The 17293-nt window shown below is 58.9% G+C and carries 12 protein-coding genes; 2 read left to right on the top strand and 10 right to left on the bottom strand.

Translation table 11 applies throughout. The features are described from left to right. Positions 1 to 16: 16 nt before the first annotated feature. The 7 genes from ACFFT4_RS23895 to ACFFT4_RS23865 form a co-directional block, all read right to left on the bottom strand. Positions 17 to 3430 (bottom strand): non-ribosomal peptide synthetase, encoded by a 3414-nt coding sequence (locus ACFFT4_RS23895; protein ID WP_378051418.1) that lies wholly within the window; start codon positions 3428 to 3430, stop codon positions 17 to 19. Next, entirely contained in the window at positions 3430 to 4497 is a 1068-nt protein-coding gene (locus ACFFT4_RS23890; RefSeq protein ID WP_378051417.1) for a hypothetical protein, read from the bottom strand. Before ACFFT4_RS23890 ends, ACFFT4_RS23895 begins: the two co-directional genes overlap by 1 nt. After that, complete coding sequence (locus tag ACFFT4_RS23885) at positions 4494 to 5531, bottom strand: hypothetical protein (RefSeq protein ID WP_378051416.1); 1038 nt, start codon at positions 5529 to 5531, stop codon at positions 4494 to 4496. The genes ACFFT4_RS23890 and ACFFT4_RS23885 overlap by 4 nt, the downstream gene beginning before the upstream one ends. Before the next feature lie 17 nt (positions 5532 to 5548). After that, positions 5549 to 9433, bottom strand: coding sequence for a non-ribosomal peptide synthetase (locus tag ACFFT4_RS23880; RefSeq protein ID WP_378051414.1), 3885 nt, complete (start codon positions 9431 to 9433; stop codon positions 5549 to 5551). A 244-nt stretch (positions 9434 to 9677) separates the two neighbouring features. Further along, entirely contained in the window at positions 9678 to 10400 is a 723-nt protein-coding gene (locus tag ACFFT4_RS23875; RefSeq protein ID WP_378051413.1) for a response regulator transcription factor, read from the bottom strand. A gap of 119 nt (positions 10401 to 10519) precedes the next feature. Beyond that, the gene (pnpS, locus tag ACFFT4_RS23870; RefSeq protein WP_378051412.1) at positions 10520 to 12319 is read right to left on the bottom strand and encodes a two-component system histidine kinase PnpS; all 1800 of its coding nucleotides are present in this window, start codon (positions 12317 to 12319) and stop codon (positions 10520 to 10522) included. Between the two features lie 24 nt (positions 12320 to 12343). After that, positions 12344 to 13876 (bottom strand): fumarate hydratase, encoded by a 1533-nt coding sequence (locus ACFFT4_RS23865; protein ID WP_378051411.1) that lies wholly within the window; start codon positions 13874 to 13876, stop codon positions 12344 to 12346. A gap of 88 nt (positions 13877 to 13964) precedes the next feature. Here ACFFT4_RS23865 and yfbR point away from each other — a divergent pair, with 88 nt between their 5' ends. Together yfbR and ACFFT4_RS23855 are read left to right on the top strand one after the other, a co-directional pair. After that, positions 13965 to 14573, top strand: coding sequence for a 5'-deoxynucleotidase (yfbR, locus tag ACFFT4_RS23860; RefSeq protein WP_378051409.1), 609 nt, complete (start codon positions 13965 to 13967; stop codon positions 14571 to 14573). Continuing rightward, positions 14570 to 15376, top strand: coding sequence for a sugar phosphate isomerase/epimerase family protein (locus tag ACFFT4_RS23855; protein ID WP_378051408.1), 807 nt, complete (start codon positions 14570 to 14572; stop codon positions 15374 to 15376). The genes yfbR and ACFFT4_RS23855 overlap by 4 nt, the downstream gene beginning before the upstream one ends. A gap of 50 nt (positions 15377 to 15426) precedes the next feature. On the opposite strand, the gene ACFFT4_RS23850 is transcribed toward ACFFT4_RS23855, so the two are convergent. The 3 genes from ACFFT4_RS23850 to ACFFT4_RS23840 all read right to left on the bottom strand — a co-directional run. After that, on the bottom strand, positions 15427 to 16008 hold the full coding sequence (locus ACFFT4_RS23850) for a YobA family protein (protein WP_378051407.1): 582 nt from the start codon (positions 16006 to 16008) through the stop codon (positions 15427 to 15429). A 3-nt stretch (positions 16009 to 16011) separates the two neighbouring features. Continuing rightward, a complete protein-coding gene (locus ACFFT4_RS23845) occupies positions 16012 to 16752 on the bottom strand; it encodes a hypothetical protein (RefSeq protein WP_378051406.1) in 741 nt (246 codons plus the stop codon). A 218-nt stretch (positions 16753 to 16970) separates the two neighbouring features. Further along, on the bottom strand, positions 16971 to 17293 hold a 323-nt coding region (locus ACFFT4_RS23840), incomplete at its 5' end, for a hypothetical protein (RefSeq protein WP_378051405.1).

Below are 17293 nucleotides of genomic sequence, written 5' to 3'. Positions count from 1 at the left end.
GGCTGCAATCTCATTCTCAGGAAGCCTCGTCGCATGACCGTGTCGTATGCCGGCTCAGATCGCGAATCGTGTAGCATTGCTGGAAATCCTCCGGCGAGATGACCAGGCCGCGCTCCTCCATTTCGATATCCAGCTTGACGGCGAGCAGGGAATGTCCCCCCAGCTCGAAAAAATTGTCGTTGACGCCGACGACATCGATCTCGAGCAGCTGCTTCCAGAGCTCCACGAGCTCGGCTTCGATGTCGTTGGCCGGCGGTTCGTAGGCGGCCGCGTCGGAGCGAACCTGCGATTGCGGCGCGGGAAGCGCCGCGCGGTCTACCTTGCCGTTGGAGGTCACCGGGATGGCCGGCAGCCTTACGAAATAAGACGGAATCATATAGGCCGGCAAATCCGTCGCCAGAAATTCCTTGAGCGCGCGCGCGGAGAGAACTTCGGCGGCCGCGTAATAAGCGCACAATGCCTTCTGCCCCGACGCTTCCGCGTTGTCGATGACGACGCATTGCGAAATATCCGGATGGCGCAGCAGCTTCGCCTGAATTTCCCCGAGCTCGATACGATAGCCGCGAATTTTCACCTGATGGTCGACGCGCCCGAGAAACTCGATGTTGCCGTCCCGTCCGTACTTGGCCAAGTCCCCCGTCCGGTACATGCGGGCCCCGGGCTCCGAGCGGAACGGGTCGGGAACGAATCGCTCGCGGGTCAGCGCTTCTGCGTGATAGCCGTTCGCCAGACATTCGCCTCCGATAAACAGTTCGCCTCTGGCGCCGATCGGGCAGGCTTTCAAGTCGCGGTCGAGAATGTAATACCTGGCGTTGCGTATCGGTTTGCCGTACGGAATGCTAAGCCAGCCGGCATCGGTCTCGCCGACCTCGTAGCAGTTCGACCAGATGCAGGCCTCCGTCGCTCCCCCGAGCGCGGCGACCGCGCATTCCGGAAACAGCCGGCGCAATTGTCCCGGGAGCGGCACGGGAATCCAATCCCCGCTCAGCAGGAACAAGCGGAGCGGAGCTTGCGGACCGTCATGCTTTTGGAAGAACGGAACGCTCTGCCCCAGCGCGGCCGGCGCGGAGTCCCAGATCGTAATTCCGCTGTCCGCCATGCGCTGCGGCCACGCCTCCGGCTTGCGAACGTCCTCCTCGGCAACGATGTCGATCGCCGCGCCCGCGGACAGCATTCCGAACACGTCGTACACCGACAGGTCGAAGCAGAACGACGTAATGAAGAATAACCGATCCCTCTCGTTTACGCCGAACCGTTCGTTCACCCAGTCAATCACGTTGACGACGGGGCGATGAGAAACGACGACCCCTTTCGGAGTTCCCGTCGATCCGGAAGTAAATAGGACGTAGGCGGTACGCGAGGCATCGTCTTCGACGTCCGGCCCGCGGCTGCCGTCCTCCGCGTTCAAGTCGGCGCGCGTCAACATTCGCTTGCTCGCGGAAGCTTGCTCCTCCGAGCGTATGTCGGCCGGCTTGGAGATGACGACATCGTAGCGGTAGCGCAGTTCGTTCTTGAAGCCCTTCGTGCGTTTGCGCACCTCGACCTTTACTCCGGGATATCGCCTCTCCAGGCCGTTGAAATAATCTTCATGGCAATACAAATGCTGATCCAGTTGAATGCGCGTCTTGTAGAACGCGCCATGATTGCGCTTGAATTCCTCCAGCGAAGCGCGGAATTCCTCCTTGGCCGCCTCGTCCGGAACATCCGACACGATCAGCGCTCCGCCCGGCCGAACGAGCCGGATCGCCTCTCTCAGCACATTGTCCAAATAGAGATAGTCCGGGAAAAATTGAATCGTGCTCGGCAGAAGCACGACGTCGTACCGTTGATCCTCCATGCCCGCGATCTCGTCGGCGAACCCGGTCAACAGCTTGACGTTGGCTTGAAGATCGTTCTCGATCACGCGCTGCCGGTTGCGCTCCTGGGTGACTTGCGAAGCGTCCAGGCCGGTATATTGACCGAATGCGCCGGCAAGCTCGAAGAGAACAAGTCCCGAGCCGCAGCCGATTTCGAGCGCGGCTTTCCCTTCGCCGGCGAACGGCCGGGCCAATTCGACGACCCTGTCGCGGTACTCGTCCACCTCCGCTTCGGTGAAGTACAATCCCGTATAGGTGCTGACGAATCCTCCGGCGGAAACCCGGTCCGTCGCGGACGCCGCCAGGTCGTCGAACATTTTGACCATGGCCTGCCGGTCGAAGCGGAAAGCGGTCGGATCGGCCTCCTCCTCGTCAAGCAGCACGACCTGGCGCAAGGAATCCGACCTCCACAGCAGATCGGCGATGGGAGCGAACAGCTCCTTCTGCGTCACCATGTGGGCAGCCCCCACCTCGTCCAGCACGGTCTGAATGCGGCGCTTCGGCCATGAAGCGTCCAACGGCACGTAAGCGCCTCCAGCCTTCAGAATGCCGATCGCACCTACGACCGGATCGAATGAACGCCGGCACAGCAGCGCAACCCGCGTCTCCGGTCCGACGCCGCTGCCGCGAAGCGCGTTGGCCAGCCGGTTGGACCTTTCGTTCAACTCCCGATAGGTGATCGTTTCGTCTTTATGGATCGCGGCGATCGCATCCGGCGTCCGGGCGGCCTGGTCCATGAACAAGCGGTGAAGCGTCTTGTCCGCCGGGAATTGCCCGTCCGTCGCATTGAAGCCGCGAACGATCTTCTCCCATTCGGACGGATAAAGCAAATCAAGAGACGACAGCGGCGCATCCGGATCGCTCAACAAGACGTCCATCGCGCGCAGCCAGTGGGCGGCGACGGCCTGCGCGAATTCGCCCGAGTATCGCGAAGCGTTGCAGCGGAGGCGCAAATCCCATAGGCCGTCTCGTTCCTCGAACCAGAACAGGAAGTCGGTTTTCGTTCCCTCGAACGACTCCGCCCCATGGATGCGGCTGCAGCCCATCGCAAGCGGAATAACAAAATCTTCGGCGTTCTCCTCTCCTCCCCAGCCCCGATCGAGCACAAGCTGCGAGAACGGATAGTTCTGATTTTCCGCGATCGAGGCGACTCTCTCTTTTAACGAATTCAGATAACTGCGGTACGAGGCGCTTGCGTCCGGCTCGAAAGGAATGACCAAATAACGGTTGATGCGTCCTTCTTCCTGCTCTCCGGCGTCCAGCACCGGCGTGACCACCAGCGTCTCCCCGGCGTGCGCGTACTTCCGGGCAACGATCTGAACGCCGCTCAGCAATACGAGATAAGCCGCCAGGTCGGAACCGCCGGTAAAAGCGTTGATTTTGAGCGACAAGCTTGCGCCGCATTCGACTTGCCCTTGTTGGTCATGCGTCTGCTCTGAATCCGCCGGTCGGCGGTCTTCGGGAATCCGGGTTAATTCGCGGTCTCCCTCCAGAAGAGCCGACCAGAAGTCTTTTTCCTTGCTTAACCTGCCGCTGGCCAATATTTTCTGGATTTCCAACGCATCCAAACTCATTAAGCTTCCTCCTTTAGAATATGCAGGTATCTTTTGCCTCCGCTGCGCGCATAGTCATCGAGCGTTCGCTCGATCGCCAGTGATTCTTCCCGTTTTAACGCCGCCAGTTGATCCTTCAGCTGCTCCAGAAAGCGGTTGTTGAAGCTCACCAGGTATTTCAATTCCAGATTGCGCGCCAGCAGCGCCGATTGTTCGATTTTCAGCCACTCCTCCTTCGATCGCTCCGAGAATTTGTAAAAGCCGTTTTCCTCCATATAGGCGATGCGCTTGTTCATCATTTTTTTATGTTCCCATAACACGTAGAAAGGCCGATGGTCGACGATTCCCTCCTTGGCGATATGCCGGTCGATCTGCAGCTGCAGCCGGTCGTACGCATCCGATCCCCACACGGTCGGGAAGTCCAACTTCTCCTCGAACACTTCCATTCTTCTCGAGGAGGGCTTCGCCAGCCCGTATTCCTCCAGCTGCTCCATAACCCAATGCGTCTTGAATTCGTAAAACTTTTTATAATAGCGGTTCAGCTTCAGCATGCGAACGAAGTTCGTCCAATGGATGTCGTCTTTCGGTTCGAAGCCGTAGTAGGCTTGTTCCATGTCGGCGTAGCTGACTTCGGCTTCTCCGTAACGCTGGTTCTCGAAATAGCCCGTTAACCGAAAGACGCTTCGGGCATCGTCGTAACCGTGGATCATGATCGCATGCGGATTGGAACGATTCTGATACGCGACCGTGCCGGGGATGTAAAATTCGTCCACGCACGTCCAGACGTAATACCCGTCCTCGATGCTTTCCCGAGCGAAATTCACGAAACCGCCGGCATATTTCTCGAGGGTTTTGCGCGTCAGCCTCTGCGATCCGCCCAGACACGGAATCAGATGGTGCTCCGCCGTCGGGGTATAATGATCGACCTGGATCGAGTGGCCCGATTCCCTGGTGAACAGCTGAATGTAGTTGCTGTACACCCAGCGGAGCGCGTCGGGATCCGTGTGCATAATGGACAGCGCATAGGTGACATGGGTGTACGAAGTGATGTCCGGAACGGCGATCGGCAATCGTTTACCGGCGGTCATCCTTCCTTCCTCCTTTGGTCGTGTCGTTCGTATTGCGCCAGCATCTGTTCGATCGTCTGCGCCTCCGCTTCTCTCAAACCGCCAAGCCGCTCGATCATCTGGGTCAAATACCGGTTTTCCCGCGTCATTAAATATTTCAGCTCCAGGTTCATAATCGTCTGCGCCTTCGACTCGATCTCCCTGTAGCCGTCCCGCACCGCGTCCGAAAATACGAAATGGCCATGTTCTGCCATATAGGCGATCCGCCTGTTCATCGTTTTCTTATGCTCGAGCAAAATGAAAAACGGACGATGGTCGACGAACGTCTCCCCGCTCATATGCTGCCGCAGCTTTTCCTGCAAGCCGTCGATCACGCCGATCCCCCAATAATAAGGACACTCTTTCCGTTCCTCGAAGATTTCCATCCGGACATCGGAAGGTCTGGCGCGGCCGTAATCGGTCAGCTGCTCCATGATCCAATGGGTTTTGAACTCATAGCCGTTCACGCTTCTCGTCAGCAAATGCGTATTGTTGGCGTAATGATTTTCCGGCACGCGCATCTCCGTAAACCCAAGCTCGGCCGCATCGTAGGCAAGCGTGGACTGCATGTAGCGCTGACTTTCCAAGTAACCGCTAATATGGAATTCGCGCCGCTCGTCGTCGTACCCATGGATCATGATGGAGTGCTCGAACGATTGATTCCGATAAGATCGCGTCCCCGGAATGTAGTATTCGTCCACGAACGTCCATACGTAAAACTCCCGGTCGATGCTGAAGCGGACGAAGTCGACAAAACTCGGGCAATAGTGCAGAATCCAGTCTCTTCGTATGTGCTGCGTGCCGAACAATCCCGGAAAGGGAAACAAATCCGCGTTGGGTATGAAATACCGCATTTCGACGGTCGAGCCGTGATCCAGCATGCACAACTGCACGTAGTTGCTGAACACCCAGTCGACGCCCTCGGGAGCCAGCGACACGACGGACAGGGCATAAGAGATATGCGGGTAAGAAATGATCTCCGGTACGGCTAACGGAAGAATCCGGCTGGCGGCCATGACAGCTCCTCCTTGCGTCAAAATTGAAAATCGAATTTTAATCCCGACGCCGTAATCGGGCGGTAATCGACCGACAGGCCGATTTCGCCCAACGGCGCATCGGGACGTTCAGCCAGCATCGCGAGCAGCCTGCGATAGTCTTCCGCGATTGCCGCCGCCGTTTCCGGACGGAACAGCGAGCTGGCGTAGGTGACCCACAACAGCATGCCTTCCTCGTTCTCCCAGGCCTGGAACACGAGATCGAAACGCGTCAGCTTCTCTTTAAGGATTACCGGCAGCCAGTGCGACGCTCCGATCGTTGCGGGAGCGGCGTCCAGATTTTGCAGGACGAACATTGTGTCGAACAGCGGGTTGCGCGCGGCGCTGCGCGCCTGCTGCTTGCGGGCCAGCAGCTCGAACGGGTAATCCGCATGCTCGTAATCTTCCAGCACCCGGCTCTTCACTAGAGCGGCGAACTGGCGAAAAGTCAAAGACCCGTCGGCCCGATTGCGATGAGCCAGCGTATGGACGAACATTCCGACCATGCCCATGACGTCCGGGTGGTTTCTGCCGGCATGAAGCGAACCGACAACGCCGTCCTCGGACCCGGTAAGCTTGGACAACAGCGCGTAATAAGCGGCCAGCATCGTCATGTGCACCGTCGCCTGGCAATCCTCCGACAGCTTTCGAATTCGCGCGGTTAACTCCCTGTCCCATTGAATCGCCAACGTATCGCCTTCGGGACGGCGAACGGACGGCCGGGGATAATCGAGAGGCAGGTCCGCCGTCCCCTCGTAGTCCGCGAAACGCCCGGCCCAGAACCGTTCGTTCTCTTCGTCGACTTCCTTGCCGTGCAGCCAGTCGCAATAATCTTTATATTGCAGCGAGAGGGGGGCCAGCGGCAGCTCCGATACAATCGCGTTCAGGTCATGAAGCAGCAGCCCAAGGGACAGCCCGTCGGCGATAATGTGGTGAAGCTGCAGGAACAATCGGACGGAGCCGTCCTCCTCGTCGATCCAGGCGGCCCGAAGCAGCGGCGCCCGGGCCAAATCGAACGGCTCGATCAGCCGTTCGGCGATTTGCTCCGGCGTTTCTCCGCGCCCCTCGATCCGCGAGATACGGAAATCCGCCTTCGGCGCGACGAGCTGCACCGGTTCTTTGCCCTGCCAGCCGAATGACGTGCGCAGCGGCTCGTGACGCTCGATCAATCGGCGGAACGCCTCCTCCAACGCCGCGAAATCCGGGGCGGGCTCCAGTCGAAACAAGAAAGGCAGAACGTAGAGCGTACTGTCGATGCTGGAGCTTTCCGCGATATACACCCGGCTTTGCGCGGGGGAGAGCCGGTAAGCGTCTTTCGCGGGCGCGCGAGGAATAACGGCCGTTCGCTCGAGACGGCCGATCTCCGCAATCCATCTCGCCATGTCGAGCAGCCGGGAGTGCCGGAAAATCAATTCGATCGGCATGTTGGCGCCGAACGCTCCGTAGATTTCCGCCGCCAGCTTGGCCGCTTTCATGGAATGGCCGCCCAGCAGGAAGAAATCGTCCTCCCTGCCGATGCGTTCCACGCCGAGCACCTTGCGCCATAGGCCGGCAAGCCGCGTTTCGCATTCGCCTTGCGGCCGCTGCTCGTCCGACGGCAGCTGATTCGCCAGCCATGCCCCCGGCGCGGGGAGCGACGCGACATCGGGTTTGCCGTTGGCGGTCAGCGGAATAGTCGCAAGCCGGATCAGGAATGCCGGCACCATATAGCCCGGAAGCCGATTCGCCAGCCGCTCCCGCAGCGCGGCCGCTTCGTCCTCACCGGCGTAATCCCCCACGTAATAAGCGACCAGCGCTGGCTCCTCCTGCGGATCGGGTTTTACGGCGACGATCGCGTCCTTCACGCCTTGCAGACTGGTCAGAACGTGCCGAATCTCCTCCGTCTCGATCCGATAGCCGCGAATTTTGACTTGGCGGTCGATTCTTCCCAGAAAAACCAGATTCCCGTTCGCTCCCCATTTGGCCAAGTCGCCCGTTCGATACGCCCGCGTTCCGTCGCCAGGCAATTTAACGAATTTCCGCTCGGTCATCTCCTCCCGGTTCCAGTATCCTCTGGCGAGCCCGATTCCCGAGACGGCCAACTCCCCGGGGATGCCGGACGGAAGCGTCTGCAGCTCCCGGTTTACGATCCGAATTTGCGTGTTGGGCAGCGGCCTGCCCACCGGGATGGAACCTGTCGCTCCAATGTCGTCCGGTTTCCCGGACCAGGCCGAAGCGCATACGGTCGTTTCCGTCGGACCGTAGGCGTTCACGTATTCGACGCGTTCTCCCCATGACGCCAACAGCTCGCGATTCGATTCGGATCCGGCCGTAATCAGCAATCGCAATTGACCGAGGTTCCCGGGGACAAGCTTGTCCGCATATGTCGGCGGCAGCGTGGCGACCGTAATTCCGCTGTCCGCGGCCCATCGTTCGAAACGAGTCGGCTCTCCGACAATGTCCGGCGTTGCGATATGCAGCTGCGCGCCGGTAAGCAGCGCCATGGAGATTTCCCAGATGGAAGCGTCGAACGAAGCGCTGGCGAATTGCAGCACGCGATCGGCCTCTCCGAGACGATACGCGGACAGAAAGTAATGCCGTAAATTCAGGACGCCGCGATGCTCGACCATTACGCCTTTGGGCTCCCCCGTGGAGCCTGACGTGTACAGCAAATAGGCAAGATCTTCCGACGATGTTCGTTCTTTCTTTTTGAAAACGTTTTCCATTTCGCGACGTTGAAACAAGCCTTCACCATATTTGATCTTGATTCCGTTGAAGTCCCGGCTCGCTTCGTTGTCGTCGCGTAAAATCAAGGCCGACGCTTGGCTGTCCTTAAGCATATAATCGATCCGAAATTCGGGATACGACGGGTCGACAGGGACATAGACGGCGCCGGATTTCATCACGGCGAGCAGCGAGACGATCCAGGCCGGAGAACGTTCCAGCATGACGGCTACCCGATCGCCTTGCCGGACTCCCCGTTCATGCAAGCGAAGCGCGATGTTTTCCGCTTTGGCGTTGAGCTCGCCATAGCTTAACGTTTCGCTGCCGCATACGACGGCGATTGCGTCTCTCCGGGCCGTCGCGACTAGCGCGAACATGTCGTGAATCGTCTGCTCCGCCGCGAATTCGGCCGCCGTATCGTTCCAGCGCGCTTGATCGGCCGCTTCCGCGGGCGAGCGCAGCTCAAGCGAGATCAGCTCGCGGTCGGGCGCGTCAACGGCCTGCTCCAGTACGGCAAGATAACTTGCTCCGAGCGTCCCGGCGAGATGCCGGCTGTAATATCCGGAATCGTAAACGAGGACGAGGCTCCCTCCCCCCTCGCCGTTCACGACTATCCGGCACTCCATTAAAGCTTCGTTCGTCTGCCCGAACGCGGTCTTCATTTCCCTCCCCTGCAAGTGGTTATAGTGAAATCCAAAGCGTTCATACCCGGTCGGAAGCTGCCAGGAATCCGAGCGAGTCAGCCAATAAGCAAGATGTTTGTCGTTATTCCTGAACGTCTCCATCACATGCGCCAGCAAGTCCTTAAAGCGGGTAATCTTGTCCGGCCGTTCGAAGGTGACAGGAACGACTCGGCCGTCGTAAGCTTCCACCCCGCCGCCGACTCCGCCGGCAGGAACGGCGATGGCGATCTTGCTCTCCGATTGGGTAAACGCGAGCAGCACGGCCGCCCACGACCCCAGGTAAAAAATCATTCTTAGATCTTCCCGCCCGTTGCAGATCTTATCCATCTTCGCAACGACAGGCTCGGGTATATTCATCTCGATTTGCCGTTTGTCTCCGGATTTGCCGTAGCCGTCGGGCTGCAGCGGCGGTTCGCTTTCCCAGCCTCTCATGACGCCGGACCAGTACATCTCGGCCTGGCGCTCTAACGTTCGCTCCATTAATTTGCGGTGCGGCACGAAAGCATCATCTCCTTAGTGAAGAGTACATCCATGAGGCCTTCTCTCCTCTTCCTCCCCATCATTCGACAAAATTCGATCCATTAATAGAAATTTATGTATGTTCCTATCATAACGAGTATTCCAGGATTTGGTCAACAAAAAAATGCAGATTCGGACAAGCGGTTTCCGCCATTAATCCGGCCATGAAAAAAACGCCCGGGCCGATTGGCCGGGCGATGATTGCCGGAAAATGCCGATTCACCTAATTGGACGTAACCTTCCGGTTCACGATCAGCTTGTAGCCGACGCCGCGAATCGAGTCGATCTGGACGCTCTGCTGATTCAGCTCCAGTTTCTTGCGCAAGGAGCTGACGTGCACGTCGACGGTTCTCTGGCCGCCGATATAATCGAACCCCCATACGACGTTCATCAGATCGTCCCGCGTAATGACGATGCCCGGACGCTCCGCCAAGTAGAGCAGCACCTCGAACTCCTTGGGCCGCAGCGTAATCCACTGCCCCCCCGAGAACACCTCGTACTTGTCGGGAAAAATTTGCAGGTCTCCGATCGGGATGACCTTCTCCCCTTCCGCCGCTTTCGTCGGCCTGCTCTCCTCGTTGCGAGAGCGCCTCAGCACCGCCGAAGTCCGGGCCAGCAGCTCGGCCACCCCGAACGGCTTCGTAATATAATCGTCCGCCCCGAGCTTGAGTCCCTGCACGACCTCCTCCTCCGCGTTCCGCGCAGTCAGGATGATCACGGGCGTGCGTATGCCGTTCTGACGCAGCTTCTGGAGCACCTCGAAGCCGTTCATGCCCGGAAGCATCAGGTCCAGGAAGATAATCGCGTAGGGCTCGTGCATCGCTTTATGGAGCCCCTCCGCTCCGTTCCCTACCACATCCGTTTCATAGCCTTCCTGCGAAAGGTTGTAGGTGACGAGACGGGCAAGCGTCGGTTCGTCCTCTATAATTAACACTTTGTCCGACATGAGTACCTCCGATCGTGCAGAATCCCCTGCCTTTTTGGCTCACTATGTTAGTTTTATCATACCACTGTAAAGCCTTCGTCATGCAAATATTAACGCAATGTAAAATAGGCTCGGCCGTTTCACGGCTGCAGCAGCGGCAGCTCCAAAATAAACTTCGATCCCGCGCCGACCGTGCTCTCCACCCGTATCGTTCCGTGATGCAGCTCGGTCAGGTGCTTGACGATGGACAGCCCCAGTCCGGTGCCCCCGGAGCTGCGCGAACGGGCTTTGTCCACGCGGTAAAACCGTTCGAAAATACGCGGAATGTCCTTCTTCGGAATGCCGATCCCGGTATCCGACACCGTAATGCGCACCCATTCCTCTTCCCCGTCTTCCGCCTCCGCGATTTCCGCGCGCACTTTCACCTTGCCGCCCTCCGGCGTATAGTTGATGCCGTTCTGCATCAGGTTCATGACGATCTGGCCGAGACGGTCCTCGTCCGCTTCGAGGAACAGCCCCTCTTCCGACCGCACGTCGAGCTCGATGCTTTTCTTCGCCGCTTCCGGTGACAGCAGCTCGGCCATCCTTCCGAGAAACGCCGGCAGGTCGATCGGGGAAAATTGCAGCGGAGCGCGGCGGGACTCGATCTTGGACAGCTCCAGAATGTCCCCGATCAGCCGGTTCAGCCGGTCGCTCTCGTCCTGAATAATCGTCAGGAACGACCTGGCCGTTTCCTCGTCGTTCACCGCTCCCGCCAGCAGCGTCTCCGCGAACCCTTTGACCGCGGCCACGGGCGTCTTCAGCTCGTGCGAGACGTTGGCGACGAATTCGCTGCGCATCCGCTCCAGACGACGGATCGCGGTCACGTCCTGCAGCACGAGCAGCAGGCCCCGCTCGTCGTCGCCATTCATCGTCATCGGCACGATATGAATCTCCAGCAGCCGCTCCTCCGGATAATACACCGTCAGCTCCTCGTGAACGGAAGCCGGCTGTTCCAGCACTTCCTTGATCAAATGGATCAGCTCGTAATGCTGGCGAATTTCCGCGAAGCTGCGGCCGACGCGCTCGCGGGTCGAGCTGCCGAGGAATTGCTCCGCTTCGCGGTTGTACAGCGTGATTTTCCCGTCGGGCGCGATCATGACGACGCCGCTCGGCATATTGTCGAGCACGCTCTGCAGCCGCGTCCCGTTGCCGCGGATTTCGTCGAGCTGATCCTGCAGACTCGACGCCATCGCGTTCAGCGCCCGCGCAAGCTCGCCGACCTCGTCTTTGCCGCCCTCGGGCACGCGCGTCGCATAGTCCATATTGGCCATCCGTTTCGCCGCCGCGGTCATCCTTTCCAGCGGGCGAGTTACGCCAAGCGCGACGCGATAGCTGACAGCGCCGGCTACGACGAACAGCAGAAGCAATCCGAAAATAAGCGCCAGCCACATGTTGTCCAAGCTGCGCTCGACGTCGCCGAGGCTCATCGCCAATCGCACGACTCCCGGACCGTTCTCGCCTTCCTCCGCGTTCACCAGAATCGCCACGTACATCATTCGTTCTTTTAGCGTATCGCTGTACCGAATGCTGCTCCCCGATCCCGTGGCCAGCGCTTCGCTCACTTCTTCCCGGTTCAGATGGTTATCCATCGTGCCGGGGGCATGGTCGGAATCGCCCAGCACCGCTCCGTCCGGGCGAATGTAGGTAATGCGCATCCCGGCGATTTCTTTGAACCGCCGGGCCTGCTGCTGCAAATATTCGCTCGCTTGAGCATTGTCCTTCGTGTCGGGCCAAGGGACGGCAGCGTTCAGGACGTGCAGCTCGCGAATCATATGATCGCGCAAAGCCGCCTGGTGGTTTTTCTGATAGGAATTGCCCATAAGCAATCCCGCGGCCAGCACGGACGAGCCGATCAGCAGCACGAACAGAACGGTAAGCTTAAAGCGAAACTTGGTCATGGCCGGGGATGCGCTCCTTCTTCGTTACGCGAATACGGGATCTTTGAACTGCTCCAGCTTCGCTTTCGAGTCTTTGTCGACGTCGGCGTGCAGGCTGTTGCCGTGAGCGTCCATCGTGACGATCGCCGCGAAGCCTTCGACCTGAAGATGCCACATCGCCTCCGGAATGCCGAACTCCATGAAGTCGACGCCGTTCACCTTCTTGATGCATTCGGCATAGTATTGGGCTGCGCCGCCGACGGCATTCAAGTACACCGCGCCGTGGTCCTTAAGCGCGGCCAACGTTTTGGGCCCCATGCCGCCTTTGCCGATTACCGCGCGCAGGCCGAACTTTTTCAGAATATCGCCCTGGTAGGGCTCCTCGCGAATGCTCGTCGTCGGCCCGGCCGCCTTCACGTGCCAGCCGTCTCCGTCCTTGAGCATCACCGGTCCGCAGTGATAGATTACGCCGCCGTTCAAGTCGACCGGCGCGTCGTGGTCCATCAGATGCTTGTGCAGCGCATCGCGCCCGGTATGCATCTCGCCGTTCAGAATAACGACGTCGCCCACCCTCAGGCTGCGGACGTCCTCTTCCGTAAGCGGCATCTGCAGCACGATTTCTTTGCCTCCGGCAACTTCCGCGACTGCGTCCGATTGGTCCCTCATCGGCACGTTCGAGCCGCCCTCGTAGATCCAGCTCTTGATCTCGTGCGTGCCGCCGTCCAGCAGCACGCCCTGCCGGCGGTAAGCCCAGCAGTTGTAGGCGACCGACACGAAAAAGCTGGCCGGCAGCCGATTGGCCACGCCGACCTTGCAGCCGAGCAGCGTCACGTTGCCGCCAAAGCCCATCGTGCCGATGCCGAGCCGGTTCGCCTTGTCCAGAACGTACTCCTCGAGCCGGGCAAGCTCCGGAATCGGGTTGACGTCGTCGACGTTGCGGAACAGCTGCTGCTTCGCCAGCTCGTAGCCGGTCGTCCGGTCGCCGCCGATGCCGACGCCGATAAAGCCGGCGCTGCAGCCCTGCCCCTGCGCCTGATACACCGCGTGCAGAATGCATTTGCGGATTCCGTCGAGATCGCGGCCCGCTTTGCCGAGCCCTTCCACCTCGCAAGGAAGGCTGTATTGAATGTTCTTGTTTTCGCAGCCGCCGCCTTTGAGAATGAGACGGACGTCGACCTCGTCGCGCTCCCACTGCTCGAAATGGATGACCGGCGTGCCCGGCCCGAGATTGTCGCCGGTATTCGCGCCCGTCAGCGAATCGACCGAGTTCGTGCGCAGCTTGCCGTCCTTGGTCGCCCGGGCGATCGAGTTGCGGATTTCCTGCCTCATCACGATCTGGTTGGCGCCTACCGGCGTATGAACGACAAACGTCGGCATTCCCGTATCCTGGCAGATCGGCGAGACGTTGGATTCGGCCATTTCGATATTTTGCGCGATCGTGGACAGCGACAATCCCGCGCGGGTAGCCCGGTCTTCCGCCTCGCGGGCCGCGGTTATGGCACGGCGAACATCCGCCGGGAGATTCGTGGACGTTTCGACGACGAGCTGATAGACGCTTTGTTCGAATGCAGATGACATAAGTACGGAATCCCCTCTCTATTCGTTAACCCCTATACATTATATAATAGCATAGATAGCAGCGTTGGGAGAAAAGGAGGCCGGGGTCATGGCGAATCATTTTTTGGCGTATTTGTACCGGCTGCAGCATATCGAGCGTTGGAGTCTCATGCGGAATACGAGACCGGAGAACGTGGCCGAGCATTCCTATCACGTGGCGCTGATAGCCCATTCCCTGGGCGTTATTGCGCGGGAAATATACGGGAGGGATATCCAGCCCGAGCAGCTCGCCGCGTTCGCCTTGTTTCACGATGCCGCCGAGGTGTTTACCGGGGACATCCCGACGCCAGTGAAGCATCAGAACCCGCGGATTCTCGCCAACTTCCGCGAGATCGAATCGCTGGCCTCCGAGCGGCTGCTGGCCAACGTCCCCGAACGGCTGCGCGGCAGCTACGCCCCGCTGCTCGCCAGACAGCCTGCCGATCCCGAGCTGGCCAAGCTGTTGAAGGCCGCCGACCTGCTGGACGCCTATCTGAAATGCACGAGCGAGATGTCCGCCGGCAATCGCGAGTTTGCCACCGCGCGCAGACAGACCGAAGAGAAGCTGCTCCGGCTGGAGCTGCCCGAAGTCGAATGGTTTCTCGCTCACCTGGCGCCGGGATTCGAACGAACGATCGACGAGCTTTCCGAAAACGAAGGAGATGACCCGCAATCATGAAGCTAAAAGTATTCAAGTCCCTATGGGGCATGGAGCATCAGACGCTAGAAGAGAGATTCGCGCTTATCGCGGCCGCCGGCTATGCCGGAGTCGAATGCGCACCTCCCGGACCGGAGGAAGAGGGGGAGTTCCGGGCGCTGCTGGACCGCTACGGACTGGAATACTCCGCGATGCTGTTCACGAGCGGCGATCACATCGAGTCGTTCCGAAGCCAGCTCGAGCGGGCGGCCTCGTTCTCGCCGGCGTTGATCAACGCGCACAGCGCGAAGGACGATATGCCTTACGAAGAGCAGCTGCGCTTCTACCGGCAAGCGGCCGAAATCGAACGCACCTTCGGAATTCCCGTCGTTCACGAGACTCACCGCGGACGCGCAATGTATACGCCGTGGACGACGGAGCGTCTGCTGGACGATGTGCCGGAACTGCGCCTATGCGCGGACTTCAGCCATTGGTGTGTCGTATGCGAATCGCTGCTCGAGGACCAGGCCGAAAGAATGGCGAAAATAACGCCCCGCGCCGCGTATGTTCATGCCCGCGTCGGCTATGCCGAAGGACCGCAGGTCAATCATCCGGCCGCCCCGGAGCATGCCGATGCGCTTGCCGCGCACGACGCCTGGTGGCGCTCCATCGCCCGTCATAAACGCGATCAAGGAGCGGAGCAGCTTATTTTCGTTCCCGAATTCGGCCCTCCGGGCTACTTGCATACGCTTCCGTTTACCCGCCAGCCCGTCTCCGACCTATGGGAAGTGTGCCTTTGGATGAAAAATTACTTGGAGAGCCGCTGGGACGAGTGGCTGGCCTGACAAGCAAAAGGGATAACCGCCGGAGCACTTTGGCGTTTATCCCTTGTTTTTTATGGCTTATCCGCGACCTCGACAACGACCGTCTGAGCCTCCCCGTTCTGCGCAAGCTCGATTTTCCATTGGCCGGCGTCCCCTTCGTATTCCACCTCCTTGACGGCAGGCGGGAACATGCCGGCAGGCTCGGAAGCTTCAAGCGCCTTGCGGATCGCCTCCGCTTCCGTCAATTCGGCCCCGTCCGGCTTCGGCGCCTCGATGACTTCCACACGGCTCGCCTTCCCTTGTCCCGGGTAGGATTCCGCAATGCCCTCATCCACCCAAACTTGGACCCGCTGGCCGATTTCGAGTCCCGAGCCGGCATTGGAAAACCAGACCGCTCCGTAAAAATGACGGGCGCCCCCGTTATCGCTAAAGTCCCTCTCTACCGTATCGGTGACCAAAATTCTTCCGTCCTCCAGGTTGACAATATAACCCTCGTAAGCAAAATCCGAATTCTCGGACGGCTCCCCGGAGGCGTTCGGCGTTTCAGCCTGCCCTCCAGGCGTTTGCCGCGTCTCTGGCCTCTCCCCGCAAGCCGTCAGCGCCAATACAAAAACGACCAGAAAGGCCAACAACACAACGCTCTTTTTCCGCATCGTTCACTCTCCTCCCTTTCTCTTCATCCGGGTTCGAACGATAACCAGCCCAACACCGCCGCCCGCAGCAAGCGCAACGACCCACGGCCAGACCGGATTCCCATCTCCGCCCCCTTCTCCTCCCAGCTCGCTCCCCGCTCCCAGCTTCTCCACCGCATCTCCGGGCTCCCCGCTTCCCGTTGGCACCTTTTCCACCTCGTCACCGGAATCGTTTCTCGTTCGAACCTTCTCTACTGCGTTATCGGGATCGTTTCCCGTTCGAACCTTCTCTACTGCGTCATCGGGCTTGCTTCCCTCGTTCGGTTCGCTCCCCGCTCCCAGCTTCTCCACCGCTTCTTCGGCTTGCTCGATCGGTTTCGTCAGCTCGCAAACTCCCGTTTCCAGCCGTTCCGAAGATCCGTACGCGGATACGATATACTTGGCCCCCTGCACAAAATTCACATAACCGCAGCTTTCCTCACCGACCGCCGTATAAACCTTCGTTTGCTTATCCAGATCGCCTTTCCATACCTTCTCCACATCGAACGTAACCTCAACCGGATCGGCCGAACTATTGATTTCTTTATTTTCCGGCTTGACCACCTTCGTAACCGTACCCGAAAATACCGCGGTCTTGCGGCTCAGCTCCTCCTCAACCGACGGCGTAGGCGCACAGGAGCAGGCATACGCTTTACCCGGCACCGCAATCGCCCCCGCTACAAACGTCAGCACTATACACGCCAACATCGCCAACGCAATCCTCATCACCGCATCACCTCACCCCCTCAGACGAACCAAACTCCCCATTTGTTACGCATCTCACTAAAAAGTACCTCCTAAAACGCCATCCGCAGCCGATTCATCTGCAATAGACAGCTATTTCTCCTATCTCATATCTCATATCTCATATCTCGTAATCCCGTAATCCCTCTCCTATTGATCTCCTATATGGAAATTATTTCTATTTTACGAAATGTAAAATTTTAACTAGTAGTATCTTGTTGTATCTCATTTTTCCGCTCCCTGAGTGATCTGCAGATCCCCTCTCTCACGTCTGCTTTTCCTTTTCCTCTTCCTTTTCTTCCCCTCCTCTTGCTCTTGCTACTGTTCCTGCTCCTGCTCTTGGTCTTGGTCTTGGTCTTGGTCTTGGTCTTGGTCTTGGTCTTGGTCTTGCTCTTGGTCTTGGTCTTGGTCTTGGTCTTGCTCTTGCTCTTGGTCTTGCTCTTGGTCTTGCTCTTGGTCTTGCTCTTGGTCTTGCTCTTGGTCTTGCTCTTGGTCTTGCTCTTGGTCTTGCTCTTGGTCTTGC

The organism is Cohnella cellulosilytica (genome assembly GCF_042431195.1).
Lineage (GTDB): Bacteria > Bacillota > Bacilli > Paenibacillales > Paenibacillaceae > Cohnella > Cohnella cellulosilytica.
The sequence above is the reverse complement of the archived record's forward strand: the minus strand, read 5'-3'. Positions and strand labels throughout refer to the sequence as shown.

What these genes read in the sequence shown, in the direction of transcription:
- ACFFT4_RS23895 (WP_378051418.1), bottom strand. Translation starts at nt 3,430, where the DNA reads ATGAGTTTGGATGCGTTGGAAATCCAGAAAATATTGGCCAGCGGCAGG.
- ACFFT4_RS23890 (WP_378051417.1), bottom strand. Translation starts at nt 4,497, where the DNA reads ATGACCGCCGGTAAACGATTGCCGATCGCCGTTCCGGACATCACTTCG.
- ACFFT4_RS23885 (WP_378051416.1), bottom strand. Translation starts at nt 5,531, where the DNA reads ATGGCCGCCAGCCGGATTCTTCCGTTAGCCGTACCGGAGATCATTTCT.
- ACFFT4_RS23875 (WP_378051413.1), bottom strand. Translation starts at nt 10,400, where the DNA reads ATGTCGGACAAAGTGTTAATTATAGAGGACGAACCGACGCTTGCCCGT.
- pnpS (WP_378051412.1), bottom strand. Translation starts at nt 12,319, where the DNA reads ATGACCAAGTTTCGCTTTAAGCTTACCGTTCTGTTCGTGCTGCTGATC.
- ACFFT4_RS23865 (WP_378051411.1), bottom strand. Translation starts at nt 13,876, where the DNA reads ATGTCATCTGCATTCGAACAAAGCGTCTATCAGCTCGTCGTCGAAACG.
- yfbR (WP_378051409.1), top strand. Translation starts at nt 13,965, where the DNA reads ATGGCGAATCATTTTTTGGCGTATTTGTACCGGCTGCAGCATATCGAG.
- ACFFT4_RS23855 (WP_378051408.1), top strand. Translation starts at nt 14,570, where the DNA reads ATGAAGCTAAAAGTATTCAAGTCCCTATGGGGCATGGAGCATCAGACG.
- ACFFT4_RS23850 (WP_378051407.1), bottom strand. Translation starts at nt 16,008, where the DNA reads ATGCGGAAAAAGAGCGTTGTGTTGTTGGCCTTTCTGGTCGTTTTTGTA.
- ACFFT4_RS23845 (WP_378051406.1), bottom strand. Translation starts at nt 16,752, where the DNA reads ATGAGGATTGCGTTGGCGATGTTGGCGTGTATAGTGCTGACGTTTGTA.